The 25,924-nt window shown below is 60.4% G+C and carries 14 protein-coding genes; 8 read left to right on the top strand and 6 right to left on the bottom strand.

Translation table 11 applies throughout. The annotated features are described in order from the left end of the window. The first annotated feature begins 316 nt into the window (after positions 1 to 316). Positions 317 to 694, top strand: coding sequence for a histone-like nucleoid-structuring protein MvaT (gene mvaT, locus J1G18_RS12555; RefSeq protein WP_003227581.1), 378 nt, complete (start codon positions 317 to 319; stop codon positions 692 to 694). 103 nt (positions 695 to 797) lie between these two features. Here the strand turns inward: mvaT and sbcB are convergent, their stop codons facing one another. Further along, the gene (sbcB, locus tag J1G18_RS12550; RefSeq protein ID WP_139054318.1) at positions 798 to 2,228 is read right to left on the bottom strand and encodes an exodeoxyribonuclease I; all 1,431 of its coding nucleotides are present in this window, start codon (positions 2,226 to 2,228) and stop codon (positions 798 to 800) included. Positions 2,229 to 2,409: 181 nt separating this feature from the next. On the opposite strand from sbcB, the gene J1G18_RS12545 reads away from it, so the two are divergent. The 6 genes from J1G18_RS12545 to J1G18_RS12520 are packed head-to-tail and all read left to right on the top strand — an operon-like array spanning position 2,410 to position 9,126. Then, on the top strand, positions 2,410 to 3,135 hold the full coding sequence (locus J1G18_RS12545; RefSeq protein ID WP_223007789.1) for an RDD family protein: 726 nt from the start codon (positions 2,410 to 2,412) through the stop codon (positions 3,133 to 3,135). Beyond that, a complete protein-coding gene (locus J1G18_RS12540; RefSeq protein ID WP_096795152.1) occupies positions 3,132 to 4,109 on the top strand; it encodes a stage II sporulation protein M in 978 nt (325 codons plus the stop codon). Before J1G18_RS12545 ends, J1G18_RS12540 begins: the two co-directional genes overlap by 4 nt. Next, positions 4,096 to 5,640, top strand: coding sequence for a DUF4129 domain-containing protein (locus J1G18_RS12535; protein WP_223007788.1), 1,545 nt, complete (start codon positions 4,096 to 4,098; stop codon positions 5,638 to 5,640). Before J1G18_RS12540 ends, J1G18_RS12535 begins: the two co-directional genes overlap by 14 nt. Beyond that, positions 5,637 to 6,800 carry a DUF4350 domain-containing protein gene (locus J1G18_RS12530; RefSeq protein ID WP_223007787.1) on the top strand — a complete coding sequence of 388 codons (1,164 nt, stop codon included), beginning with the start codon at positions 5,637 to 5,639 and terminating at the stop codon, positions 6,798 to 6,800. Before J1G18_RS12535 ends, J1G18_RS12530 begins: the two co-directional genes overlap by 4 nt. Continuing rightward, on the top strand, positions 6,797 to 7,798 hold the full coding sequence (locus tag J1G18_RS12525; RefSeq protein ID WP_134787197.1) for an AAA family ATPase: 1,002 nt from the start codon (positions 6,797 to 6,799) through the stop codon (positions 7,796 to 7,798). Before J1G18_RS12530 ends, J1G18_RS12525 begins: the two co-directional genes overlap by 4 nt. Beyond that, entirely contained in the window at positions 7,795 to 9,126 is a 1,332-nt protein-coding gene (locus J1G18_RS12520; protein WP_223007786.1) for a DUF58 domain-containing protein, read from the top strand. Before J1G18_RS12525 ends, J1G18_RS12520 begins: the two co-directional genes overlap by 4 nt. 28 nt (positions 9,127 to 9,154) lie before the next feature. Here the strand turns inward: J1G18_RS12520 and J1G18_RS12515 are convergent, their stop codons facing one another. Genes J1G18_RS12515 through J1G18_RS12500 form a run of 4 tightly spaced genes read right to left on the bottom strand, consistent with a single transcriptional unit; the run spans position 9,155 to position 24,485 of the window. Further along, complete coding sequence (locus J1G18_RS12515) at positions 9,155 to 13,441, bottom strand: hypothetical protein (RefSeq protein WP_223007785.1); 4,287 nt, start codon at positions 13,439 to 13,441, stop codon at positions 9,155 to 9,157. Further along, the gene (locus J1G18_RS12510) at positions 13,434 to 17,510 is read right to left on the bottom strand and encodes a neuraminidase-like domain-containing protein (RefSeq protein ID WP_223007784.1); all 4,077 of its coding nucleotides are present in this window, start codon (positions 17,508 to 17,510) and stop codon (positions 13,434 to 13,436) included. The genes J1G18_RS12515 and J1G18_RS12510 overlap by 8 nt, the downstream gene beginning before the upstream one ends. 46 nt (positions 17,511 to 17,556) lie before the next feature. After that, complete coding sequence (locus J1G18_RS12505; RefSeq protein WP_223007783.1) at positions 17,557 to 21,189, bottom strand: Tc toxin subunit A; 3,633 nt, start codon at positions 21,187 to 21,189, stop codon at positions 17,557 to 17,559. After that, entirely contained in the window at positions 21,186 to 24,485 is a 3,300-nt protein-coding gene (locus J1G18_RS12500; RefSeq protein WP_223007782.1) for a hypothetical protein, read from the bottom strand. Before J1G18_RS12500 ends, J1G18_RS12505 begins: the two co-directional genes overlap by 4 nt. A 470-nt stretch (positions 24,486 to 24,955) precedes the next feature. Between J1G18_RS12500 and J1G18_RS12495 the strand changes: the two genes are divergently transcribed. Then, positions 24,956 to 25,330: a DUF6124 family protein gene (locus J1G18_RS12495; RefSeq protein ID WP_223007781.1), complete on the top strand. Its 375-nt coding sequence runs from the start codon at positions 24,956 to 24,958 to the stop codon at positions 25,328 to 25,330. Between the two features lie 147 nt (positions 25,331 to 25,477). Here J1G18_RS12495 and J1G18_RS12490 read toward each other — a convergent pair whose 3' ends face one another. Beyond that, on the bottom strand, positions 25,478 to 25,837 hold the full coding sequence (locus J1G18_RS12490; protein WP_095137007.1) for a PilZ domain-containing protein: 360 nt from the start codon (positions 25,835 to 25,837) through the stop codon (positions 25,478 to 25,480). Positions 25,838 to 25,924: the final 87 nt, after the last annotated feature.

The following is a 25,924-nucleotide window of genomic DNA, read 5'->3' as shown; positions in this document are numbered from 1 at the left end:
GCAAAGGCGGCCATTCTAGCGACTGTGCGCGGAAACTGCAGTATTGATGACCACATGTCCGCAGGCAGGCCCGATTCGCGGCGTCTGAAGCCACGCGCGGCGAAACCATAGTCCTGCAGTGAAGCTGTTCGGCCAGATAATTGTGAATATTCGTGATGACTGCATCACATTATTTAAATGACCATTCAATTTACCGGTTATTCCTTGCAACTAATTCAAATAAAAAAACCGGTTAAATGTTTACTTGATGAAACAGCCTGACTATTATTGCGGCACTGTCCCCTGCCATTCAACACATCTGCATAAGGTAGTTACCATGTCCTTGATCAACGAATATCGCGCCACCGAAGAAGCAATCAAAGAGCTGCAAGCGCGTTTGAAGAACCTGTCGCAAGACGACAAACTGCAAGCCGAGCTGGAATTCGAAGGCAAACTGCGTACCCTGATGGGCGAATACTCCAAGTCCCTGCGCGACATCATCGCCCTGCTGGATCCGGAATCGAAAACCAAAGGCACCCGTGGCGCCGCAGTAAAAACTACCGGCACCAAGCGCGCGCGCAAAGTTAAACAATACAAAAACCCGCATAACGGCGAAGTCATCGAAACCAAAGGTGGCAACCACAAGACTCTGAAAGAGTGGAAAGCCAAGTGGGGCGGTGACGTGGTTGAAGGCTGGGCTACCCTGCTGGGCTAAGCCGCAACGCCTGTCGCAGACTGATTCTGCGGCCCATGAAAAACGCCAGCATACGCTGGCGTTTTTTTATGCCCGGCATTTCATGGGCACACTATGTTCGATTTCAAAGATTCAAACGTTTGCGCAATGCCTGGACATAATTCTGCCACTCATTGAGCACTTGATTCTGTATCGGCGTAGCACTAAGCGCCCATTGCTGCGCGGCCTCGGCAAAAGATTGCAGGGTATTAGGCGCGCCCATTTGCGGCTCGGACAAACGCTGCTGACAGAATATTCTCCAGCGTTCTTGCTCCTCGAAATTCAACGTGTCGGGAAAGTTGCGTGCGCGATATCGAAAGAGTAATTCCGGCAGACGTTCATCATCGAACGGCCAGTGCTCTTGCGCTAATTGCGCCGGATCCGCCGTTCTCACTTGCTCGCATAGACGCCGATCGCGATCACCGATAAATCCATCGTACAACTGCTGTTCCGGATCTTCGCTGGGCGTGAAGTCTTCGCTGGCGTAAATCGCCGCGACTTTATCTTTCCAAACTTGTTGTGCGTCACTTAGCCGCAGTGCACGTGCCTGATACAGCGCCATGTCCAGGCCCAGACGCTGCTGATCGTCGGCACGCAACACCGACAACGGCGCCACCACCGGGCAGCGATTGATGTGAATCAGTTTCAGCGGCACCGGCAGTTCACCCTCGGCGAGGTCGTCGCGGCGGGTGTACAGGCGCCGGCGCAGGGTTTCGGCGTCCAGGTCCAGCAAGCCTTGCGGATCAAGGTGCAGGTCACAGACGATCAGCGCATTGCGATTACGCGGATGCCAGGCCAATGGCAGCACCACACCGACATAGTGTCGCGCCGCCGAGAAGCGTCCGGAGATATGCACCAGCGGTTGCAGCAGGCGAATCTGATCCATGACCTTCTGTTTGCTGCGCAATTGAAACAGCCAGTCATACAACTTCGGCTGTTTCTCGCGGATCAACCGCGCCAGCGCAATGGTAGCGCGCACGTCCGAGAGCGCTTCGTGCGCATGCCCATGGTCGATGTGGTTGGCCGCCGTCAGGCGTTCGAGCTTGAGGGTGACCTTGCCTTCGTCGTCGGTCGGCCAGACCAGGCCATCCGGGCGCAACGCATACGCGGCGCGCACCACATCGATCAGGTCCCAGCGACTGTTGCCGCCTTGCCATTCACGGGCGTACGGGTCGAAAAAATTGCGGTACAGGCTGTAGCGGGTCATCTCGTCGTCGAAACGCAAGGTGTTGTAACCCGCACCGCAAGTGCCGGGCGCCGCCAGTTGCGCGTGTACGCGGGTCATGAAGTCGGCTTCGCTCAAACCCTGTTCGGCGAGACAGCTCGGGGTGATACCGGTAATGGCGCACGCCGCCGGGTGCGGCAGGATGTCTTCGCTGGGCTGGCAGTAGAGGTTGACCGGTTCGTCGATTTCATTGAGGTCGTGGTCGGTGCGAATCCCGGCGACCTGCAGCGGACGGTCGTTGCGCGGATTGATGCCGGTGGTCTCGTAGTCGTACCAGAAGATTGAAGTCACGGGCGGTTCCTGAACTGAAGATCGGCAAAGTCTAGGCGTTGAACCGCGGTCGCGGCCAGCGCTGTGTCATTCAACCACCGCGCATCACACGATGTGCAATACATAGTTATGTCGTTTTCCCCCAAGAGGCTGCTAGCATCGGACCGACTTCGCATCCCGATCCGGCCCCATCAGGTAGCCCATGCTCGAGAACACAGCACTGCCACGGAAAGCACCGCTGAACCCGCCACTCGATACCCGCTATCAAGTGGAAACCCCGGAGGGCATCGACCTGCCGTTGCGCCCGGCCGGTCTGATGGTGCGCAGCCTCGCCTTCGGCATCGACCTGGGCATTCGCGGGGCCATCCTCGGCGCGCTGTTTCTGCTGCTGGCGTTTCTCGGCCAGCTCGGCATGGGTCTGGGTTCGCTGCTGCTGTTTGCCGTCAGCTGGTGGTACATGGTGCTGTTCGAAGTGTTGCGTCAGGGCCGTTCGCCGGGCAAGCAATGGATGGGCCTGCGGGTGATCCACGATGACGGCACACCGATCGGCTGGTCGGCCTCGCTGCTGCGTAACCTGCTGCGTTTTGTCGATCTGCTGCCGTTCGGCTATTTCCTCGGCGCCATCAGTTGCCTGCAACACCCGACCTTCAAACGCCTGGGCGACATCGCAGCCGGCACGCTGGTGGTCTACAGCGAACGCGCCCTGCTCCGCCCGCAGTTACCTGACGCCCAGCCACGCAGCTCGCCCGTGCCGCTCAACCTCGGCGAACAACGCGCCTTGCTCGCCTTCGCCGAACGTCAGGCTGAACTGTCGCCGGCGCGGGTCAATGAGCTGGCCGCGCTGCTCGCCCAACCGCTGCACATCTCGGCGCCCAAAGCGGTCAGCGAACTCAATGGTATCGCCCGCGGCTTGTTGGGTCCGACATGAAGCAGAGTCTTTTCGAAGCTCGTCACAAGGCCGAATGGGAGCGCTTCACCCTGGCCCTCGAACGCCTCGAACATGGCAAGGACACCTCGCAGGCAGCCAGTTTCCCCAAGGCTTATCGACGCCTCTGCCAGCATCTGGCGCTGGCGCAGGAGCGCGGTTACAGCAGTTTTCTGATCGACTCGCTGCAACAACTGGTGTTGCGCGGCCACCAGCAGCTGTATCGGCACCGCAGTCGATTCGGCGCCAACCTCTTGGGTTTCATCCTCGCTGACTTTCCTCGACTGGTGCGTGCCGAATGGCCGTTTGTGCTGGCCGCTGGTCTGGTGTTTTTCGGCAGCCTGATCGGCTTTGCCTTGCTGGTGTATGCCTTTCCCGAACTGATCTACAACCTGATCCCCGCCGAACAGGTGCGCGACATGCAGAGCATGTACGACCCGGTGGCCGGGCACCTCGGGCGCTCGGCCGAACGGGCGGCCAGCGAAGACTGGGTGATGTTCGGCTATTACGTGATGCACAACATTGGCATCGCCTTTCAGACTTTCGCCAGCGGTTTGCTGCTGGGCGTCGGTAGCGCGTTCTTCCTGTTCTATAACGGCTTGATCATCGGCGCGGTGGCCGGGCACCTGACCGAAATCGGTTTTGGCCAGACGTTCTGGTCGTTCGTGATCGGCCACGGCGCCTTCGAGCTGAGCGCCATTGCCCTGGCGGGCGCGGCGGGGCTAAAGCTCGGCTGGGCAGTGATCGCACCGGGGCGGCTGACCCGTGGTGAAGCGCTGGTGCAGGCGGCGCGCAAAAGCGTGCTGCTGGTGTGTGGGGTCATGCTGTTCCTACTGATCGCAGCGTTCATCGAAGCGTATTGGTCGTCGAAGACCGGGGTCACACCGCCGATCAAATATGCGGTCGGTGCCGCGTTGTGGCTCGCAGTAGCGGCCTATCTGCTGTTCGCCGGAAGGACACGCCATGCGCCTGAGTGACGCCACCGTGGCGATCCGCCCGCGCAGCACTTGGGAAGCCATGGACCTGGGCGTGCTCATGAGCCAGCAGCATCGACGCCTGCTGATGACCAGTTGGGCCATCGTCACCCTGCCGCTGTTCGCGGTGCTGACGTTGTTGCTATGGGATTCGCCGTCGCTGGCGGTATTCATTTTCTGGTGGCTGAAACCAGCCTACGAACGCCTGCCGCTGTACATCCTGTCCAAAGCCCTGTTCGGCGAAACACCGACACTGAAACAGGCCCTGCGCGAATTTCCACGGTTGCTCAAGCCGCAACTGCTGGCCAGCCTGACCTGGCGCCGGCTGAGCCTGAGTCGCAGCTTCCTGCTGCCGGTAGTGCAACTCGAAGGTCTCGACGGCACGGCCCGTCAGCAACGCTTGCAGGTGTTGCTGCAACGCAATGCCGGCGCCGCGCAATGGCTGACGATCATCGGCATGCATCTGGAGACCGCACTGTGGATCGGTCTGATGGTGCTGTTCTATATGCTGCTGCCACAGCAGATCGAAACCGACTGGGACTGGCAATCGCTGATCCTCGACGCCGATCACCACTGGCGTTGGCTGGAGCACCTGACCAACGCTTTCTACGCGCTGGTGCTGGTGGTCTGGGAACCGATTTATGTCGCCTGCGGTTTCAGCCTGTATTTGAACCGGCGCACCGCACTGGAAGCGTGGGACATCGAGCTGGTGTTCCGCCGTTTGCGCCAGCGCCTGAACAGCAGCGCTCTGGGTTTGCTGCTGGCGGTCTGTCTGTGGCTGCCGGCGGTGCCACCGGTATGGGCGGATGCCCCGGCCAACGCCCCGGAGGCGCCACGCCTGTTGCACCAACCGCTGACCAGTCAGGCTGCGCACGACAGCATCAAGGCGCTGCTCGAACAACCACCGTTCAAGAACAAGGAAAGCGTGACTCGTTATCGCTTTGGGGACGACCCGGCAGCCCCGGCCGAAGCCAAACCCGGTGAGGCGCCGCAATGGCTGAAAACCCTGCTCGGCTGGCTCGACGGTCAACGCTTCAATGCCTTGGCGGTGTTGATCGAAGCGCTGTTGTGGGGTGCCTTGCTCGCGGCTCTCGGATGGCTGATCTGGCGCTATCGCGAATTCCTGAGCACCTTCGTCAGTCGCCGGCCGAAGCTGCCCGCCCGCATCAGGCCACCTGCACCGCAGCAAGCGTTAGGCCTGGACCTGAGCCCGCAAACCCTGCCCGATGATATCGCCGCCAGTGCCGAACAACTCTGGCAGACCCAGCCACGCGCCGCGCTGGGCCTGCTCTATCGCGGATTGCTCAGCCGTCTGCTGCACGATTTTGCCCTGACCTTGAAACCTGCCGACACCGAGCATCAGGTGCTGCTGCGGGTCGAGCAATTGCAGCGCCCTGAACTGCTGGCGTTCAGTCGCACCCTGACACAGCACTGGCAGAACATGGCCTACGGGCACCGCGTACCGGCGGCACATCTGCAACAGGAACTGTGTGACGGCTGGCGTGCCCTGTTCGGCTCGGGAGCGCGCGCTTGAACCGGCGCAACGCGTGGCTGCTCGGCGGGCTGATCGTCGCCCTGCTCGCGGCGTTGAGCATTTATCTGTACCTAAAGGCCCGGCCCTATCAGGAAGTGATCGATCACGGCCCCTCGCCCCAGGCGCAGGCCAATCCTTATCTGGCGGCAGAACTGTTTTTGCGCGAGCGCGGCCTCAACGTCAGCCACGCCGAAACGCTGGCGGTGCTGCCCGACATCGATCCGCGTCGGCACACCCTGCTGTTGTTCGGCGAACGTTCGCGCATGACCCCGCGGCAGGTCGATCAGGTGTTGAACTGGGCCCGCGCCGGTGGGCGCCTGGTGTTCGTGGCCGAAGCGCTGTGGGACAAGCAGGCCAGACAAAGCGATGATCTGTTGCTGGATCGGGTGCAGTTGCACCAGTCCCTGAGCAAGGACCTCAAGGAGCCGCCGGCGGAGCTGGCCGATGATCCGTACCCGAATCTGACCAAGCTCTACCTGGAAGATGAGGACGCGCCGGCCTACGCCGGTTTCGACACCGCGTTCCATCTGGACGATCCGAAAAATCTCGCCCAGGCCTGGGCCAACAGCGCCAAGGCCACGCACATGATGCAACTGCCGTACGGCCTCGGCTCGATCACCGTGGTCACCGATGCCGAACTGTGGAAAACCCCGGCCATCAGCAAGCACGACAACGCCTGGCTGCTCTGGTACCTGAGCGCCGACACCGACGTCACGCTGATTTTCAACACCGCACACGATGGTCTGCTGACCTTGCTCTGGCGTTACTTCCCGCAAGCCATCGTCGCCCTGCTGGCACTGATCGGCCTCGGCCTGTGGCACGTTGCTGTGCGCCATGGACCACTGCAGGCACCCGCCCCGAGTGGCCGCCGGCAGTTGCAGGAACACCTGCGCGCCAGTGCCGATTTCATCCTGCGCCACAACGGTCAGCACACGCTGTTGCAAGCCCTGCAACAGGACGTGCTGCGCCGCGCCCGCCGCCGCTATCCCGGCTTCGACCAATTGAACGTGGCTGAGCAATGGCTGGTGCTGTCGCGCCTGACCCGACAGCCGACCCGCGCCATCAGTCAGGCCCTCAGCCCGGTACCGAAACAGCGCCTGAGCAGCGCTGATTTCAGTCGCCAGGTGGCCCACCTGCAAACCTTGAGGAACACGCTATGAGTGAACAGATCGAGCCCGGCAGCGCCAGCCACGCCGCCCAGCAACGCCAGCGTGCCAGCCAGTTGGCGCAAGCGCTGCGCGGTGAATTGCAGAAGGCCCTGATCGGCCAGAACAGCGTGATCGACGATGTGCTGACCGCGTTGATCGCCGGCGGCCACGTGCTGCTCGAGGGCGTTCCGGGGTTGGGCAAGACCTTGCTGGTGCGGGCGCTGGCGCGTTGTTTCGGCGGCGAATTCGCGCGCATCCAGTTCACTCCGGATCTGATGCCCAGCGATGTGACCGGCCATGCGGTGTACGACTTGCACACCGAACAGTTCAAGCTGCGCAAGGGGCCGTTGTTCACCAACCTGTTGCTGGCCGACGAGATCAATCGGGCACCGGCGAAAACCCAGGCGGCGTTACTCGAAGCGATGCAGGAACGGCAAGTCACTCTCGAAGGCCGGGCGCTGCCGATCGCCCAGCCGTTCATGGTGCTCGCCACCCAGAATCCCATCGAGCAGGAAGGCACTTACCCCTTGCCGGAAGCCGAGCTCGACCGTTTCATGCTCAAGGTGCGCATGGATTACCCCGAGACCGAACAAGAGTTGAACATGGTGCGTCAGGTCAGCCGCTCGACCCGCGCCGACATGCTTGATGTGCAGCCGCTGCGCACGGTCCTGCAAGCCAAGGACGTGCAGGCCTTGCAACGCATCGCCAGTGACCTGCCGATCGACGATCAGGTGCTCGATTACGCCGTGCGGCTGGCGCGCAGCACCCGCTCCTGGCCCGGCCTGACCCTCGGCGCCGGGCCGCGTGCCTCGATTGCGCTGGTGCGCTGCGCCCGCGCCCGTGCGTTGCTGCGCGGCGGCGAGTTCGTGATTCCCGATGACATCAAGGGTTGCGCGCTCTCTGTGCTGCGCCATCGGGTGCGAGTGGCGCCGGAGCTGGACATCGAAGGTCTGCAGGTCGATCAGGTGCTGCAACAATTGCTCGACCAAGTGCCGGCGCCGCGCTTGTGAAACCGTCACGCCTGCTGCTGATCTGGCTCGCGATTCTGCTGGCCGTCGGCACGCTGCTGGGCACGCTGCAAGCCCTCGACATCGACGTACCCGCCACGCTGTTGTCGATCAACTGGGGCTTGCTCCTGGCCCTGCTGGTGCTGGCGATCATCGATGCGCTGCGCCTGAACAACCTGCCCTCGCCGCGCATCCAGCGGCAGATGCCCGGCAGCCTGGCACTCGGCCGTTGGAGCGAGGTGCGGCTGCAGCTCAGCCATGACTTCATCGAGCCGGTCGCGGTGGAGATTTTCGACCACGTGCCACAGGGCCTGAGCTTCGAAAACCTGCCGCTGGCGATTGAACTGCAACCCGGGCAATTCAGCGCGGTCGGCTACCGTCTGCGCCCGCTCAAGCGCGGGCACTTCAGCTTCGAACAGTGCGAAATCAACCTGCCCAGCCCGTTCGGTCTGTGGACAGGCAAACGCCTGCTCGCCGTGAGCGGCGAGATCCGCGTCTACCCGGACTTCGCAAAGCTCTACGGTGGGCAGTTGTTGGCGGTGGACAACTGGCTCAGCCAGCTCGGTGTGCGCCAGCGCCAGCGTCGCGGGCAGGGTCAGGAATTTCATCAGTTGCGCGAATTTCGCGAAGGCGACAGCCTGCGCCAGATCGACTGGAAAGCCACCGCCCGCCAGCGCACGCCGATTGCCCGCGAGTATGAAGACGAGCGTGATCAACAGATCATGTTCATGCTCGATTGCGGCCGGCAAATGCGCAGCCAGGATGGTGAGCTGTCGCACTTCGACCATGCGCTGAACGCGTGTCTGCTGCTGAGCCATGTCGCGCTGCGTCAGGGCGATGCCGTAGGGCTGAGCACCTTCGCCGTCGCGCAACCGCGCTTTCTTTCGCCGATCAAGGGTGCCAGTCAGCTCAAGGTCCTGCTCAACGCCGTTTATGATCTGGACAGCAGTCAGCGTCCTGCCGACTATTCAACCGCGACCAGCCAGCTGTTGGCCCGGCAGAAACGCCGGGCGCTGATCGTGCTGCTGACCAACCTGCGTGACGAGGACACCGAAGACCTGCTCGCCAGCGTCAAACGTCTGAGCCTGCAACATCAAGTGCTGGTGGTCAGCCTGCGCGAGGAAGCCCTCGACCGCCTGCGCAATGCCCCGGTACAAACGCTGCCCGAAGCACTGGCCTATTGCGGCACGGTGGATTACCTCAATGCCCGGGCCGAGCTGCATGAGCAGTTGAATGCTCATGCAGTTCAGGTGCTGGATGTGCGTCCCAGCGGGCTAAGCACGGAGTTGCTGAGCCGATACCTGAGCTGGAAGCGATCCGGTGTTTTCTAAGATCACTCATAACCGATGAGCGACAACTTCATATAGGCATGCTCATACTTGATCCTCCCCGAACACTCACCACGATGGTGTCCCGTGCAGGCAGGATGAATTTGACCTCCGTGTAGCCCTGCGCATCGGTGCGAGTTGGAGCGATTTCAATATCGCGAAAACGCCAGAAAACTACCTCCCCCTGAATGGGAACATAGCTTCGATTTGTAACAAGCGCGCGCATGTGGGCTTGCCCGCCAATGCCGATTTGCCCGTGAAGTCTTTTCAGCTCAAAAATCAGCGGCCTCGTAGAAGGATCAAACACTTCAAACACCAATGACTGTGAGCCACCCAAAACAACCGTTGCCTGCAACTCATGCAGTCCTGTTTCAATCGGTCTGAAATCAACGCGCGACTTTCCATCCGGCCCCGTGAAAGTAGCCGGCAACGTCAATTCCGGATAATTCCAGATGACCCTGACGCCTGCCAGGGCCCGGCCATCGTGACGCGACACCACCCGGACCTCGGCCGTTGCATCTTTGCCCAGATCGATATTTGTATCGGGACTGGTCAACGACTCAATCACCGGCACTATGCCGTAATACCCCAGTTGCGCCATATCCCAGCCACCCAGCCCGCCTCGGACAATGGCCGATAAAACTCCCTGCGAGTCAGCCGGATAGGTAAAGGTCAAACGGGCAAGCCCCTCCTCATCCGTCACCGATGGCGTCAAGGCAGTCCCGGCAAAATCCCACCGCACTTGCACACCCGCCAGCGGCAAACCGGTACGTGCCGAGACCACTTTGGCAATGGCATGCGCGCGCTCCTCATTGGGTGGCAACCGTGAATCTTCCGGTTCGTACAGTTCGCTGATTACTCGCGGTTCCTCAAGCGTATACGGCAGATCAACCGATTCCGAATGCGCCGCCTCTCCCACCCTCGCCGTTACTACCGCCGCGCCCGGTGTCTGCGGTTTGAAGCGCACAATGGCGACACCATAAAAGTCGGTCAGACTGGTGACCGTCCCCAGATCCTCGTTGCGCCATGTCACCAATACCCCGGCGATACCTTGACCGGAAACGGACGACACCACTTTTACCTGCTCGACCAGTTCCTGCTCCCATTCCACCACTTGCTGAACGCTGCTACTGGTGAGGATTTTCCACACCTGCACGCCCGCCCCCAGCGACATCGCATTGGCCGGTGACAGGCTGGCGAGGCGCTCCGCTCCCAGGCGCAGCGCGAAGCCACCGTCCTTCAGGTCGGCGCAACGCAGGGAATAGCGCAAACCGATTGCCGAGGGCAGGCGTGATGCGCCGAGCGCAGGTTCGAAACTCAGACCCAGTTCCGCAGGGCCGGTGCCGGTCAAGCCCAAGGTCAGTTCCTGGTCGAACAACGGGCTGCCATCCGGAAGCAGTACTTCGATGGCATGTGAGCCATTGCGGCGCGGAAAGTACGTGTGACTGCCCCATGGATGTTCATCATGCCCATCGAAACGCACCCGTACATCCTCCCAAGGGTTACGGGCAAGCGCCGTAAAGGACAGGGCACGTTGCTCTTCATAGCCATCGAACGGGCTATGCACATTGGCCACGACGTTCTGCTGACCGTGACTGCTCGGCACCAGGCCAAACCCGGACCAGCCCAGTTCGTCGCTGACGACGCTGTCTGAACTGTCAGCGGATTTCCACTGCACCGTCACCTGCGCCACCGCTTGCCCGGTGAATGCCGAAACCACCCTGACCCAGCTCCAGGCTTTATCCTTGCCGATGACGGCGTCAACCGCTGACTCACGCCAGTCTTCGATTCGCAACTTGTTGTGAGCGAGCTGCATCGGATTGGTGCTCATGGAGCGATCCAGGGCAGACAAGAAAAGCCCCACACTAAAGGCGCCGGAGACCTTGCTCGAGGTGAAATCCAGACTCCAGCCAACACCACCGTCACTGATTTTTTGAGCTTGATCGAGTGGCGGTTCAATGCTCGCTTCCAGGTCATCAGCCGGGGTGCCTTGCCACACCAGCGTTGCCTGCAAACCCACCAGCGGGCTCAAGGCATTGGGCAGATAGCGCAAGGTGTGCGTGGCCCCGATGCAAGGAAACATTCTCTGACTGGCGTTTGTCGCAGTCACCTGATCCAGCATCAACGTCAGTTCATCCATAAGCTCTGTGGAGATCAGCCGACCGAACAACTCCCGGGGCGCGGTAAGTCCGGGGCTGCTCAAGGTCAGGCTGAACAGGCTGCTGGTACTCGACGCGACCTGCGAACTGAAGCGCCATTCCAGCCCCAATGGCCCAAGCCTCAACGGCTTGTCGATATCCGAGACGATCAAGCCGTTCCCCGGCGGCTCACCACGCCATTGCAGCGTGACCATCTCTCCATTCAGCGGACTGCCGGGCGTGATTTCTATCCGCAAGGTGTGCGGCTCACCGCGCCAGCACAGCAAGCCCAATTCGGTCAGGTCAACCTCATTGCCGTCAAACAGGATCTTGATCTTGCCTTTCCAGGGGCTGCTCTGCAGCGCCTTCACTGCAAACGGTCGCTCCACCGGCACCGCTTCGTCATGCGCCCGCACGCGAGCGGTCACCACCAGCTCACCGTCGCGGCTCGGTTGATACAACACGCTGGCCCAGCCACCGATCCCCGATCGGGTGGCAATCGTGCCTTCGGGAGTCTGCCAGTCCACCCGTGCATTGTTGACCGGATCGCCGTTGCCGCCGGTGACCATATGCACCACCTGCACCCGCAACAGAACACTTTCGCCTTCGTCCACCACGGGAAATTTGTTGGCCTCCTGAACGTCGCCAATGCGCACCAGATTGCGGGCCAGTGACATCGGTTTTCTGTTGGAAGGCAACAGCAGCTTCGAACACAGCAACTGCAAGTGGAAGCGACCGTCGAGTTTGTCCTGGCAGATCAACTCCCAGTTCAGGTCTGTTGTGCCTACAGGTATCGAGGCTTCCAGCTCCGGGCGCAGTTGCACGCCCAACTGTGCGGCGCTGTCGCCATCCCAACGCAGTGCCATCGTGGAACCACGTAACACTTCAGGCACCCGAACGCTCAGTTGATAGGTCGAGCCACGGTTGGGATAGCCGGTCTTCTGCGCCCAGGGCAAGGCGTTGCTGTCTACCACCGCCAGAACGTCCTTCCATGGATCGGTCGCCAGCACCTGAACGTCCAGCGTCGCGGTTTCCACCCCACTGGCATAGTAGGGGCTTGCCACCGAAGCCTGGATAGCACGTTTTCCAGCAGCCGTTGGCAGATACTCGAAATACGCCCAGCCCTCGGCGTCGGTCGGTGTCGTGCTCAGCACCCCCAGCCCTTCGGTGGTCCAGGTCACCGTGCGCCCGGCCAGAAACTGACCGGTGTACCAGGAGGCCACTCGTACCCCCAGACGCACCGATTGCGTCAACTCCAGCACCGGGAAATACGCGGCCTCCAGCACCTCACGGAACACCAGCCGGTGATGCCCCAGCGAGACCTGCATCGAATACGGCTCGGCGGTGTACTGGTTCACCAGTTGCACCGTGAACAGGTAAGGATCCTGAGCACCGATCAGCGGGCACTGCAGCATCCACGGTGAGTCCAGCGGTTGATCGACGCCCCAGTCAGGCGTTGCGAAAACCGCGCCTTGTGGATTGTCATCGCTCACCAATGCAGCTTTGGTGTGCAGCCAGGGGCTGTCGGGGTCGGGTACGAACGCAAGCTGGTGCTGGAAGCTGCCGTCCGCGCCCAGGCAGAGGTGAACCAGCTTGCCAGATGACGATTGCTCCGCGTCCACCTTCACCGTCTGCATCCGCGCGGGCTCAAGTTCCACGCCCAGGCGAATGCGGGTAACCAAAACCAGAGAGTTATAGTCCTCGGGATCAGCATTACCCGGAGCGACCACTGTGACGCGAATCTTGTCCTGGCGCTGCAACGGCAGATCGAGCTCGGCGTTGTACTTGAGCGGTCTGAATTCCAGCGGCAACCCTTGAGTGATCCGTGCCTGGTCCTCTTCAAGGTTACGAGGGCTGCCGGGCGGCAACGGGATTTCTCTAAGGGTGGCTCCACTGTCATCAGTGAATATCATGCGGCCCGCTTCGGTATGCCGCGTTTCATACAGGAAACTCAGCACATACCTGGCTCCGGCGCTCGGCGTTACAGGTACGGTCATTTCCTGAAAGGCAGAGGCAAGGTTTGCTACTGAAAGCATCCTGATCTGTGTGCCTTCGTACGGCTCGCCCACGACCGTAACCCAGCGGCTGTTAACCGGCCCCTTTTCCCAATGGCTCAAGGCCTCACGGAAATCACCATTGAGCACCAGACTGTCATTAGCCTGAATGACGGGTTCAACCATGATGGCCTGCTCCTTTGATATTGCCTGACTGGCGGGACGTGATCGCCCGGGTGACCAGATCTTTGACAGCGAGGGTAAACGTCGGCTCACCGGCCTTGGCCGTGTAGCGGACGCGCAGAATGATGTCGGTGAGTGATTTGAGCATCGGCGCCTGCCGCTCGCTCTGCGGCCAGGGAAAGTGCAATTGCCAGCGCGAGATCGCGCCGGTGTTCTCGAAAGGGTTGAGCAAGCCTTCGTCCGGTTTGCCGGCGTTCATGCCGGTGTCGGCGATCCCCACGGACAAACCGATCTGCTGGCCACTGCGCAGATTGAACAGCACCTCGACCGGCGCCACCTTGCCCGCCGGCTGATGCAGGTACTCGACCGAGCGCGCCGAGCCCTGGGTAGCGGTCATGCTGCCGACCTGCAGCAGCGTCGCCTGTACATCCTGATAAGGTCCGAGCAGTACGGGCAGGTCGACCTCGACCAGATTGAGCAGCCGGCAATACTCGCCCGGGTGATCGCGATCGAATGACAACTGCGTCAGCTGGAACTCCAGCACGCCCTTTTTGATCAACTCGGCCAGCGCCTGGGTCCAGTCGGAGAATCCCGTCTGCGGATCCACCTTGTCATCGAACAGTCGTCGCAGCGAAATGGTCTTGACCCGCTCCAGACGGCGCTCATGGCTTTGCAGGTACAGACGATCCATGCGCAACAGGTACTCGCGCAAGTGTTCACCGGCAGTCAGTCCATGACGGTTGTCCAGCCAGACCTGCGGCAAGGCCTCAGCGGTTTCGTAATCGCCGGTTTCCGCACTCAATGACGACCGGGCACTCAGGCACAGACTGACCACCGCATCGTAAGCCTGATAGTGCAAGGCCTTGAGCTGGCCCAGCAGCCAGCCGAACAATTCTGCGTTGGTCGCGCGTTTCTTCAGGTAGTTGTAGAGCGCCAGTGCCTGACCGTTGGCCCGCAGGGTTTGCTCCAGACTCGTTCTGGCGGCATCGAGGGCGAATGTCTGCGCAGTGATCTGCTCGGCGATTGCCCCGACCTCGGCCAGTGCCTGATCTCGTTGCAACTCCCACTCTCTGCGGCGCAGGCGGTAGCTTTCGGTGATGGCTTGTTTATCCGCGTCGATCTGCAACAGCATCGCGCTGATTTCCAGACCAAAGACCACAGCATCCGCAGCTTTTTCCAAACGATGCCCACCGACAGCCGTGCCGCCAATGTTCGGCGCAGCCGCCAATGCCGCGCCTACAGACTTGATCGCGTGCAGCCCGGTGTTGATCCCTTTGACCATCGCCAGTTTGTCCATGATCTGGTATTCGGCATCGCTGATGTGTTCGTCGTACCAGGCTTTGTATCGATCGGCCCGTTGCTGGGCCATGGCCTGACTCTGGCCGAGGGCCGTGAGGCTGGCTTCAAGCTGGGCAATGGATTGCTCTTGAACCGTACGGGCGTATTCGCCCAGCTCCTTGAGGTGCTCTTGCTGCAGTTCTTCCTGTTCCGCCCGGTCGCGCTGTTCCAGCAGACGCAATACCTGGCTGCCGTACTCCTGCAGTGTCTGCACGGCGCGCAGCGCCGCCTCGTAGCTGACGCGCCAGCGAAAGGCCCCCACCACCAGACGTCCGCCCATCGGCCGTGGCATGCCCACCCCGCCAGCGGCCAGATCGCGCAACAATTGATTGGGATCGGTGGGCGGGCTGAACAGCGGAACGTCCAGTGGCTTGCCGTCCAGGGTCAGGTTGTTGCGCAAGTTGCTCAGGCGCTGCCCCGGCAAGTCGAACAGCTCAAGCAACTGCTCATTGATCGGCAGTTTGAACGACTCGTTCGCCAGCAGGCCCATCAACGGTGACGCTTCGGCGGCTGGAGGAATGTCAGCCAGGGAAAACTGCAGCTCCTGCTCGAACTGCTCAAGCGCCGGGCGGCTCGTGCTCTGGTTAAGCAAGGCCTCTACCGTCTGCGCTTGCCAACGGGTTACTGCCCGGGCGGAAGGCGGCTTGCCCATCAGAAACTGCGCCTGCACGTAACACAGTTTCGCCGCCACCAAGGCATCCCGAGTGAGCTGGCGGTAGTACCAGTCGCCCCACGCCACAAGGTTCTTCACATACTCGGTGAACACCAGAATCTGGTAGTGCTGGGGTGCGGCATAGGCAATCGCGTCCGGATCGGTCGGCAGCAAGGCTTCGACGCCCACATTCCCCACAGCGGCCAAAGGCCGGCAACGCCAGTATTCAGGCCTCGGTGGCGCATTCCCTGGTTTTTCCGGGTCTCGCGAATCTTGCGGATCGAACACGTAATGGGACCAGCTTTGCGCTTCCAGGTAGCGATCCTCGGCCCGCAGTCGAGCCGCCACCAGATGCGGCAGATGAAAAAACAGCTCCCAGAAATACAGACCGTTGGCCCCGTCGAACGCCCCGTTCGGCTCGGCGATCGGGCCCGCGGCTGGAGGCGGTTCCGTCAGGAACTGGGTCTCCCAGTCGAGTACGGCATCCACGGAAATATTGCTCAGTTGCACCAGCTCCGGGCCGAACAGCGAGTTCAAGCGCGCGCGCTGCAACATTCCGGACTGCCTGAAACCGATGAACTGCGCTGCATCCAGCGCGTTCTTTTCCAGAGTCGGCGGTACGAAACGGGTGATCTTGGTGAGTGAGACTGTAAAGGTCTTGCTGCCTTGGTCCTCGCCGCTCAAGGTAAATTCGGCCAGCCCGGTAAATCCGCCTTTCGCGCGTTGCAGTTTCATCCATTGAGTAGCCCAACCACCCGAGACGGGCTGCAGGCCTTTGGTTTCTCTTGGGTCATCTCCGGCCGGATTGTTCAGCTTCAAGGTAAAATCGACCTTCTCATCTCCAACCGGAGACCGCGCCCGGCACAGGCCTCTAACCCACAGAAAGTCGTCTGTTCCTACCTCCGAAAACACCGCCTGCAGCCCGTAATAAGCCGTCAGATCCCCCGAGGTCTCACTCTTGATCTCGACCACCGGCTGATTTTTCGGCGTCAGTGCATGCTGCAAGGTCAGGACATCGGTGAAGCGATGACTGGCCAGATATACAAGCCAGTTGCCGTCGTCTTCAGGCAACGGACGAAAGAACACATCACGGGTGGTGCTCACCCTCAGACCCGCCGGGCTGATAAGCAATACGCCCAGGCGACCCTTGGGGTGAATTGCATCGGAAAACGTTGTTGCAATCAGCCGGGAATCAAGGCTCCTGTCGCTGTTGTTGGTGTCCTCATCAGCGCTATACAAGCTCAGCGGTGCCGACCATTCTGCATTTTGGCTCATGAACGCCAGGTTGATATCCAGCCTGGGGGCCAAATAGCCCTCGCTCCCCTTGATACCCACCGGGTCGCGCCACTCAGCCCACACCAGACACAAACGCCCGCCCCAAAACAACGGCCGCATGTCCAGAACCCTATTCCCCACCGGAATGTCGACAGGTTGCCATTCACTCCATGCCGCCGGGTTGACCGGATTACCGGAAGCGGTGAGCTCGATGTCGGCCTTGCGCCAGAAATACTGAAACGGCTGCACCCGCTGCCGGCCGACGAAATAGTAAGTGGCATTGCTTGCCGAGTCGCCATCCAGACAGGCGCTGATGACATCCAGGTTGCAGGTCTGCTCGAATGCCTTGAGGTATTGCTGCGAGGCACGCTGCACCGAATCGCCGGTCAGCCGCGCCTGATTCAAGTCATTTTCCAGTGCCTTGAACAGGCGGGTCTTGCGCTGCCGCACAAAGGGGTTGATGAAGTTTTCCGGGTAGACCGCGATCAACGCCAGCGCCGCCCAGTCGGGGTAATTGCTGTACAGCTCCCAGAGCTTCAGCTCATGCGCCGGAAAAGCCGTGTTTTTATAGCCCGGCTCAAGCTTGCGATACGCTGCATGAATGAATTGCTGCGCGCAACTGGTCGCCTCGGCGACCCACGAACTTTGCACCGGATAGTTATCCAGCGGGTCCATGCGCAACAGCTCGAACAGATCCTGCGGCGTTTTCACGAAGGAGTAGCGGGTCCTGGCAGCCTGACCGATGCAGTAATCGACCAGTGCTGCGCGGCGTTTTTCCAACAATGGAGCCAGATTGCGTTGAGTCATGGTCTTGTCCTGCATCCTGAGGTGAACGCTGCGTCAACCAACACGGTCATTGGTGAGTCAGTGCTTCGGTGAAGGTGATAGGGTCAAAAAGTGCTTCTTTGTCACTGGCATCGCAATGCGCGCTGACAATGAACTTGCCGCCGGACGTGCTCGACACGTACACCCGTGTAACGCCCTCGAAGTCGGCGTAGTTCTGCCCGGGACGAATCACCGCCGAGCCGCTACTGCCGCTCGCAGGTTCGGCGGACCAGCGCACCAGACGGTTGCGCCCGGGGTTTCGATATTCGTCGCGCAGCGTGGCGTAAAGCTCGACTTCCTGCCCCGCCGGAACCGGTTCCAGCGGCACCTGGGCAGTTAATGGTGCGGGGAAGGACAGCGTCTTGGGATCATCGGAGATATTGATCGTCGGGGCCTGTTGTGCGTCGATCAGGTCAAGCCAGAACAGTGGCGTTTCCTGCCCCATGACCTTGCCCGGCAGATACTCGACCGTCACCTTTCCATCGACGTCAGTGGCGTTGGGCACAATCGTGCCGAGGCTCACTTGCCAGTACACATTGACGCCACTCAGTGGCTTGTCATCGGCGTCCGTCAACGTCACGGTCAACAAGACTTTCTCTTCAGGTTTGCCGGCCACCACCTCGGTCTTGTCCACTTCACATTTCATTTTGACCAGTGGTTGCGCCACCTCATCGGCAAAGGCAACCACCGATTCACGGGTGGCTGAAAGGCTGAGCAGCGCGCGTTCGGCGGCGAATCGATACTTGTCCTTGTCTACGTCCTCCGGCAGATTTCCCACGAGGAAAATCGTCAGGGCGTCCATGCCGCTGTGCCGGGCCAATACGCGGATGCGCATCAGCAAATCGAGCTGGGGCAAAGTCTTGAGGATCTTCAGTTCAGGATCGATGTGGCTGACGCACTCGCGCACCTCCTGCACGCTCCAGTCGAAAAACGCCGCCAGCCGCAACGCTGCCGCATCCTGTGCCAGCCGCAATGCATGGCCTGTCAAAGGGTCGGGCAATGCGTTGACCTGACGCAGGTAGTCGAGCAGCTTGCCAGCCGGTTGCTCGCTCAACTCGAAGGCCCGTCCCAGCGCGCTCAGGTAATACAGGGTGCGGATCGACAGCAGGTGCCGATCGTCCTGAGCCATCCAGGCCGTGTGGCCGTATTGCAGAAAGTCTTCGAGCAATACCGCAGACAGTTCCAGCTTGCTCGCCACCGCACTGCGCCGTCGCACATCAGCCAGCAAGCTCAGCAGCGGGTCGGGTTGCTCTGCGGCGCGCGCAGCGGGACTGAGTGCCTCAGTTGCATCACGATCGGCACGCGCGCTGACCTGCGACAACAACTGATAAACCGTGGCCTGCGCCCAGGTCAGCACGAGCAATCCGCGTTCGGTATCAAGGCCGGTGTACACCGCCAGACACTCCCGGGCGACCGAGACCTGCGCCTCCCGCGCCTGCAACAGCACGCCGAGCATTCGCTCGACGAGAATGCCCCGCACACTGGCGTCGTTCTCGCCCAGCCCTTCCCTGATTGCCTGGTCGAACCTTACCCGGGCACGGTTCAGGTAGTCGGTCTCGGGTAATTGCAGGTCGATGACCAGACCCGTCGGGTCGACCAGTTCGGTCAACAACCGCAGCCAGTCCAGCCCCTCCAGTGAGGGAACGCCAGCCATCGACAGCCCGGCATTGTTGAACAGCGCGGCAGGCAGCAGGTTGCGGATCTGCTCGAACAACTGCTGCTCAGCCTGCGTGGCAACCGCCAGGGCCTGCAGCGGTGCAACTTGCTGCAGCATCCACAGCACGGGAATCTCGCGATCCTTGCACCAGGACACACAGGAGTGCAGTGCATAAATCAGATTGAGCACGTCCGGTGTGGTTTCGCTATTGAGCCGTGCGTGCACCCGCGGCAAACCTGCCAGCCCGTCAACCCAGCTCTCGCCGCCCAACAGTGTCAGCATCAGCACGCCTTCGACCGGGGTAATGCCCAGCAGCCGTGGCAATTTCACCAACCGGTAGAAACTCGATATGACTGCCGTGGTGCGCCTCAGCGTGCCGCTGAACCCGTGCGCCCGTTCGATCGCTACTGCCAGGTAGGCATACGTCTGCAGATCGATGCCCAAGCCGCTGCACAACTGGCTGATCGTCAGCTCCGCGACACCCTGCACCGGCAGCGTCGCAAACGTTGCGCCATCCAGCAGCAGGGGCTGGCGATAATTGCCCTGGCCGTTGAAGGTGCGATCGAACAGTGACAGGGCATTGGCACGCCCGTAAATCGAGATTTCATCGATAAATGCCGCGAAATCCTCTGCCGAACAGCCATAGCGTTCACGCAGTGACTGAAACAGGCCCAGCGCATGCACCTGATGGGTAGAAATCCACCACGGATCTTCCGGTATTGCGTGACGGGCCTCTGCCCTGATCGCCGCCGTCAACAACGCATCCACCTGCTCGCTCGGTAACTCCAGCCATCGATCCAGGCGCAACTTGCGATTCATTCGTTCGTAGCGGTCAATGATGGTCGGGGCTTGTGTCAAACGATGCAGAAAGGCTTCGCTGCCTTGCCGGTAATCAATGTCGAGCGCCGGAATGGTTGCAGCGTTGAGATACACCGAGCCGGATCGCTGACTCTCGTCAGCGCCCGGTTGCGCGCTGTCATACACGCTGACGTTGGCCGAACGCGTCGGGGCGAATTCGCGAATCGACAGCAACGCCTCGATATCCCGGGTGTCCAGCCCCGTTCGCTCGCCAAAGAATTTCACCTGATCGAGATTTATCCAATCGGTCCCACGCGCTCCAAAGTTGCATTGGTAATAGTCGTCCCTTGCGTCGGTATCGCCAGGTTCTATCGGAGCCTCTGTCAACAATTCACGCTGATAAGGCCCCAGCCGCGACGCATGGGTAAAGGCACGCCCGGCATCGTTGTCCCATGCCTCGGGCTGCAGGAAGTAGGGATAGGCCAGATCCACCATGTGGGCGATATTACCCACCGACAGGCCATGTTCACGGGCGACAAAATCAAGCGTGACCCAATGCTGGTAGTACGGCAGGCCGTTGGGGTAACGGGTCTGGATCAGTGCCTCTTCGAGATCCGGAGCGCTATCGTTTTCCTCGATAAACGCTTCGAGCACCGGGACGATGATGTCCAGCGCCGACACTGCCTGATGCACGGCATTGAAGTCGACCAGCAGCTTTTTCAGATCCCGACGGCGCTCATGCAAATCGAGTTTTTCGTCGCCGCCAATGGCGTGGATTTTGTCCTGGATCCAGCGCAACAACTCGATCAGGTAAGCCACCGGAGATGCGATTGACTCCAGGGCCTGCGGTGGGCACAACCCATCGAAATTGGTCGAGAACAAACTCTCGTAGCTCGGCCCCGCGACCATCGACAACAGACCGCTGTCGGGGTGCGTGACCCGGGCCTGCGGACCGCGCAACGAATGTTCGATGAACTGGCGCCGGACAAACACCGCCAGACTGTTGGCCCTGCGTAAAAAGGCCCGCGCGTCGTCGGGATTCATCCGGTAGTGGCTGACCAGTCCCCGAACGCCTTGCTCAACCAGCGGAAAAATCGAACCACCATTTTCGAGGTAATTGCAAAAATCGGTATAGGTTTCGCGCTGTTCATCGCTGAACACTTGTCTCAGCAACTGCTGCACTGGACGGATCACAGGCTCGGTCATGGTCTTGCTCCCGGTGGAATCGAAATCACCTCGAAACGCTTGCTTTCGACCCAGTCGGACTTGGTCGAGCCATCCGCAGCGTCGGTGATGGTCTGTTGGAATCGGCACCAGTGGCCGCCTGGACGCAAGGCGTGCGATGCCTCGCCGCGCCAGCCTTGATCGGTGACGGCAATGTCTTCGCTCAAGACTTGATCAGGGTCGTACCAGGTCACCACGCGCCCCACGCCCGTGCGGCCTTTACCGAGGAAGCGAAGCGGATTTTCTTTCCAGCTTCCCGGCGTCGGCTCATCGATAGCGGGCAGGTAAGTGCCGAGCTCCACTGGATGTGCAGCCGAGGGGGCAGACTCGAAGCCATCACACGACGACACCGCCACCAGTTGCGCAGTGCCGTCGGACTGCTCCGTTTCAAGCGTCAGCGACCAGGTACGATCCTCGAGCACCGGAGCGCTTACGCGTACCGAACCCTTGCTGCCCGTCAGCGTCACCAGCACTGTGTCACCGGGGTAGCCGAAGCCGGACACAACAACCCGACGACCGACGTGCACACCTCGCCCGGGGCTTTCGATAACCGGCGCGGCGGGCACCACCTTGAAACTGCGCGCAAGGCTTTCCTTCGACTCATGATCGTCGAAGAATTGCCGGGCCTTCACCTTGTAGTTGCCGACCGGCAACGTTACGTCGGCAAACCAATCGCCCTTGGCGCCTATCGAGATTTTATCGAGCAGGATTTCGCTCGGACTTTCACGCCAGATCGTCACGTGGCCAAGGGGTTCGCCGGTGCCACGAAGCGTCGAGGTGCGCGCCAGCGATTGATGCTCCTGCGGCACCGTGATGACCGGCGGCACCAGCACGACAAAAAAACTGCGCACAGCGCTGGGCAGAGAGGGTCTGCCGGCGATGGTTTGCACGGCATCGATCTGGTATTTGCGGAACTCGAGTTTTTTCAGCTCGATGAACCAGTCGCCATGAGCGGTCAGCCGTTTCGGCTCACCCAGATTCCGCCCGAATTGCGCGTCCCGCAGTTGCAATATGGCATCGTTATAACCGTCGATGCCGTGCACGGTCATGTCGTAGTGGGTGTCTGCGTTTTCCTCCGGCGCGGTGATGACCGGTTTCTCCGGGCTGACCGAGAACGTTTGCGAGGCTGGCGGCGACGGACGCCCGGCGACGGTCTGGATCACCGTCACGGTGTGCTGCTCGTCCGGAGCAAACCCGGCGTCGCGCTTGAAGGTCCATGTGCCACTGCTTCCATCAGGTTTGTGCTCGGTCGCACTGTCGCTGTACTTCAGGCTCAGTGTCGCGCCGGGCCAGCAGGTGCCGGAGATTTTCGGCGAGAGTCCATCGTCTTCGACGGCAGTGATGATGGGTGCCAGCAGCGGCACAGAGATGGTTATTTCCACCGGATCGGAGGCGAAAGCGTCTCTGGACTGCACCACCAGGACGATTCTGCTGGTATTCGGCTGCCAGGGTGTCGATGCCTCTGCCGTCCAGCCCTGGCCCGTCACGGGCGCGGGTGGTGCAATGGCGGCGCCGCTCTGCTTGTCCGTCACTTGCACTGTGGCGCCGGCTATCCCTCTGCCAGTGATACGCGGCTTGTAGTCGACAACGGTAAAAGCCAGCTCGGTCGGCGGTGGGAAACGGTCTATATTGATGACCAGCTCAACAGCGTCCGACACCGCCGCACCGAGCCTCTGCACCACACGCACGGTGCGGGTCGAACCCGGTGCCCACGCCTCGAAGGCACGGGTCAACCAGCCCTGATTCGTGACCTGCGTCGATGGAGCGAGCGCAGCGCCGGTCGCCTTGTCGGTGACCTCGACAGATGCCCCTGCAATACCTTCGCCGATGAATGTCGGAGTGTAGAGGTCATTGGTGTATCTCACAGCAGAGGGCGGTGGAAGTTTCGATGAAGCCTTGAAATGGTATTCCTGCGAGGGAATCGAGCCACCAGCAATGTCGTCAACCTTCTGCACGACCTTCAGATCGTAGTCGCCGATGGGCCAGTACTGTGAAGTCGTTCTCCAACTGCCTGCGGTCACGACAACGGCAGGTGGCGGCGTAGCTCCTGTCGGACCTCGGACAATCGTGATCTCGACCGTGGCGCCGGTAAAACCTGCGCCGGAAAACTCGATGGTGGTGAGGGTTGGATAGGTGACGCTGACGGACGTCAATGTTGGAGGGCGGATTTTGAACGTTCGCGCCAGGCTGCGTCCGGATGGCCGACCTTGAAACGTTTGTTCCGCGGCGATCGTACAACTGCCCGGGAGCAACTGCCGCGACGCGTACGTGAGCCACTTTCGATTAGTACCTACCGTTGCCCTGCCAACGACTTCCGTTGTCCTGTCCAGATAAACGACCACGGCAGCCCCAGCTGTCCCGTCTCCTTCGAATAAAGGTGTACGTGTCTCATAATCGCCTGTAGCAGGAGCCAGAATTATCGGAATACCAAACTCTACAACGGTGATCGGCACCTCATTCGACCATTGCAATGGTTGATTGTAAGCCCTTGACTCGGCTACCAGAACAATTCTGCGAAGCGGAAGTTCTACGTTCAGTTTCACATTGAATCGATTGTTTTCAACAGTGGTGCTGCCGTATAGAATCACCCCGCTGCCGGCTTCGTAAATCCGTATTTCCGTGCCACTGTGCCCCTCTCCAGAAATAATCGGCAGACGTTCATTGACCAGCACATCATCGCTGGCTGGCGAAGTGATTTTCACGGTTTTTGCTACGGTGACGGGTACCAGCGCCGACTCATCCGACCGCAATAAATTGACAATCTGCAGAGCGCCAAACTGATGTAACCCTTCCTCAAGATGATCGACTTGAACCGACCAACTACCGTCCCCCGAAGCAGTTCCTCTCCAGGTTCTATTGTTAGGTACCCGGTATACTTCGATGCTGGCGTCAGAATATGCACCCCACCCGGAAATAACGGGGTTGGGGCCCACCAGTGCCGGAGGGGCATTGACAGTTATGGGCTTGATAACGCGAAACTTCCCGGAAAAACCCCAATCAGACCACACACCCTGTGCATCGAATTGGGTATGTATTTCGCAGTCCGGCCCTTGTTCGAAATCATCAAGGGTGAACTCATAGTAGTAACCGTTGTGCGTACCCGTGATTTCCCGTTTATAGCCCGGGTTGTAAATATGGACTTTCCATTTGCCATTGCGATTGAATCCGAAATCGCAACGAACTCGTAATGGCATTTTTTGCATGGTTCCAGATAGCGGGACGGAAAACGTTGGGGCAGCCCATCCGGTTACAACGGGATCATCTGGTTCGTCGCTCATGACATGTGAACTCCTGGACTGTTTGACGGGCTGGTCTTGCTCCGTTTTGTATCCCCATTGAGGAGTAAGCCACACCTGTAAAATCTGACAGTCCCGACGAACGGTAGCCTTCCACCACCGTGTATTTCTTGGTGTGTCTCCTGCGTGTCGAGAGGCTACAACGCCTTGCGCCTTTGCCTACAGATCCGCCAGAATCCGCCGGCTTGTGCGCTTTGCCGATGCCCCGTAACGTGGTCCGTGCCGCTGCCAATCAGTGGTCGGGTTTAGTCGCCCGGGGGTTTCACCAATGTGCATAAGCGTCATCAAGTCGGGTATTCCCTATCCCCGCACTCGATGGTGGCTGTTCGCAGGGCGCCTTCGGGCGCGCCGGTTTTTGGTGATGGTTTCCCCCGGTCGACTAACCTGCGTTCAGCCGCCACCCTCTCGTTTAGTCGCGAGATCGTGCTGGCATCACTTAAGGGAAAATCACCATGTTCAAAGCAACCCCTAATCCGCCCGAAACAAATCCTGCCGATACCTCGCCCTACGAATCCCCCGATTCACGAAAGCTCCACGAAGCCGCCGAGCGCGCCCTCGACCACTACCTCAAACCCGAACCGCCCTCGCGCAATTCAGTGGATCGTGGCATGCAGATGTTCCGGGTCGCGCCTGACATCAACCCCGAAGCGATCGCCATCCAGACCTACGAAACCTTTTCGTCGGTGAGCATTCTGTTGCTGGATCTGGCGGTCAGCCTGGAAGACAAACCACGGCATCTGGCGATGGCGATTTATCAGTTGAGCGAGATGGGGTTACTGCTGGCGGAGAAGACGCTGGACAGTGAGCGGGCGATTGCTGTGGGTTAGCCTTTGGAGAAGCGTTGTCTGGGCTGATGCCTTCGCGGGCAAGCCCGCTCCCACAGGGATTTGTGGTGTGCACAAATGCTTTAATCAACCCCGGACACTGTGGGAGCGGGCTTGCCCGCGATGGCAATTAGGCGAGCGTTGCCGAAGTCAGGCCGAGGCCGGCAATGGCTGGAAGCTGAAGTACTGACGCAACGCCTCGACCAGTTGCGCATATTCCGGGGGTGGACGCTGCAGGCTGAACCCGGCGTCGTAATGCAGGGGCGTCGCGTCTTCGTGGCACCACAGGCAGCACGCCGTGAGGTCGATGACCTGCTGGCAGCCGTCGCTGAATGGCAGTTTGAGACGCAGACTGAAATCGACGCCGATCATCATCGGCAACTGGCTGATGAGCATCAGCCCGTCCTCGGACACGTTGCCCAGAAAACCGATGGGTTTGTCGGTGACGCTGTTGTACACCCGCAGGAAGTACGGCAACTGGTGCCGTTCAATTCGACGATCGGTAAACATGCGCAGTACGCCATGCAAGGCTCCATCACAGAGCCGCACCTTTGCTTCGGAACGTGCCTGCCCTGCAGACGCGCTCTCCCCGCTTCC

Origin of the sequence: Pseudomonas sp. MIS38 (assembly GCF_019891575.1) — a bacterium.
In the GTDB taxonomy this organism is placed as follows: Bacteria; Pseudomonadota; Gammaproteobacteria; order Pseudomonadales; family Pseudomonadaceae; genus Aquipseudomonas; species Aquipseudomonas putida_A.
Note: the sequence above shows the minus strand (reverse complement) of the source record. Positions and strands in the feature narration are given on the sequence as shown.

What these genes read in the sequence shown, in the direction of transcription:
- mvaT (WP_003227581.1), top strand. Translation starts at nt 317, where the DNA reads ATGTCCTTGATCAACGAATATCGCGCCACCGAAGAAGCAATCAAAGAG.
- J1G18_RS12545 (WP_223007789.1), top strand. Translation starts at nt 2,410, where the DNA reads ATGCTCGAGAACACAGCACTGCCACGGAAAGCACCGCTGAACCCGCCA.
- J1G18_RS12540 (WP_096795152.1), top strand. Translation starts at nt 3,132, where the DNA reads ATGAAGCAGAGTCTTTTCGAAGCTCGTCACAAGGCCGAATGGGAGCGC.
- J1G18_RS12535 (WP_223007788.1), top strand. Translation starts at nt 4,096, where the DNA reads ATGCGCCTGAGTGACGCCACCGTGGCGATCCGCCCGCGCAGCACTTGG.
- J1G18_RS12525 (WP_134787197.1), top strand. Translation starts at nt 6,797, where the DNA reads ATGAGTGAACAGATCGAGCCCGGCAGCGCCAGCCACGCCGCCCAGCAA.
- J1G18_RS12515 (WP_223007785.1), bottom strand. Translation starts at nt 13,441, where the DNA reads ATGGTTGAACCCGTCATTCAGGCTAATGACAGTCTGGTGCTCAATGGT.
- J1G18_RS12510 (WP_223007784.1), bottom strand. Translation starts at nt 17,510, where the DNA reads ATGACTCAACGCAATCTGGCTCCATTGTTGGAAAAACGCCGCGCAGCA.
- J1G18_RS12505 (WP_223007783.1), bottom strand. Translation starts at nt 21,189, where the DNA reads ATGACCGAGCCTGTGATCCGTCCAGTGCAGCAGTTGCTGAGACAAGTG.
- J1G18_RS12500 (WP_223007782.1), bottom strand. Translation starts at nt 24,485, where the DNA reads ATGAGCGACGAACCAGATGATCCCGTTGTAACCGGATGGGCTGCCCCA.
- J1G18_RS12495 (WP_223007781.1), top strand. Translation starts at nt 24,956, where the DNA reads ATGTTCAAAGCAACCCCTAATCCGCCCGAAACAAATCCTGCCGATACC.
- J1G18_RS12490 (WP_095137007.1), bottom strand. Translation starts at nt 25,837, where the DNA reads ATGTTTACCGATCGTCGAATTGAACGGCACCAGTTGCCGTACTTCCTG.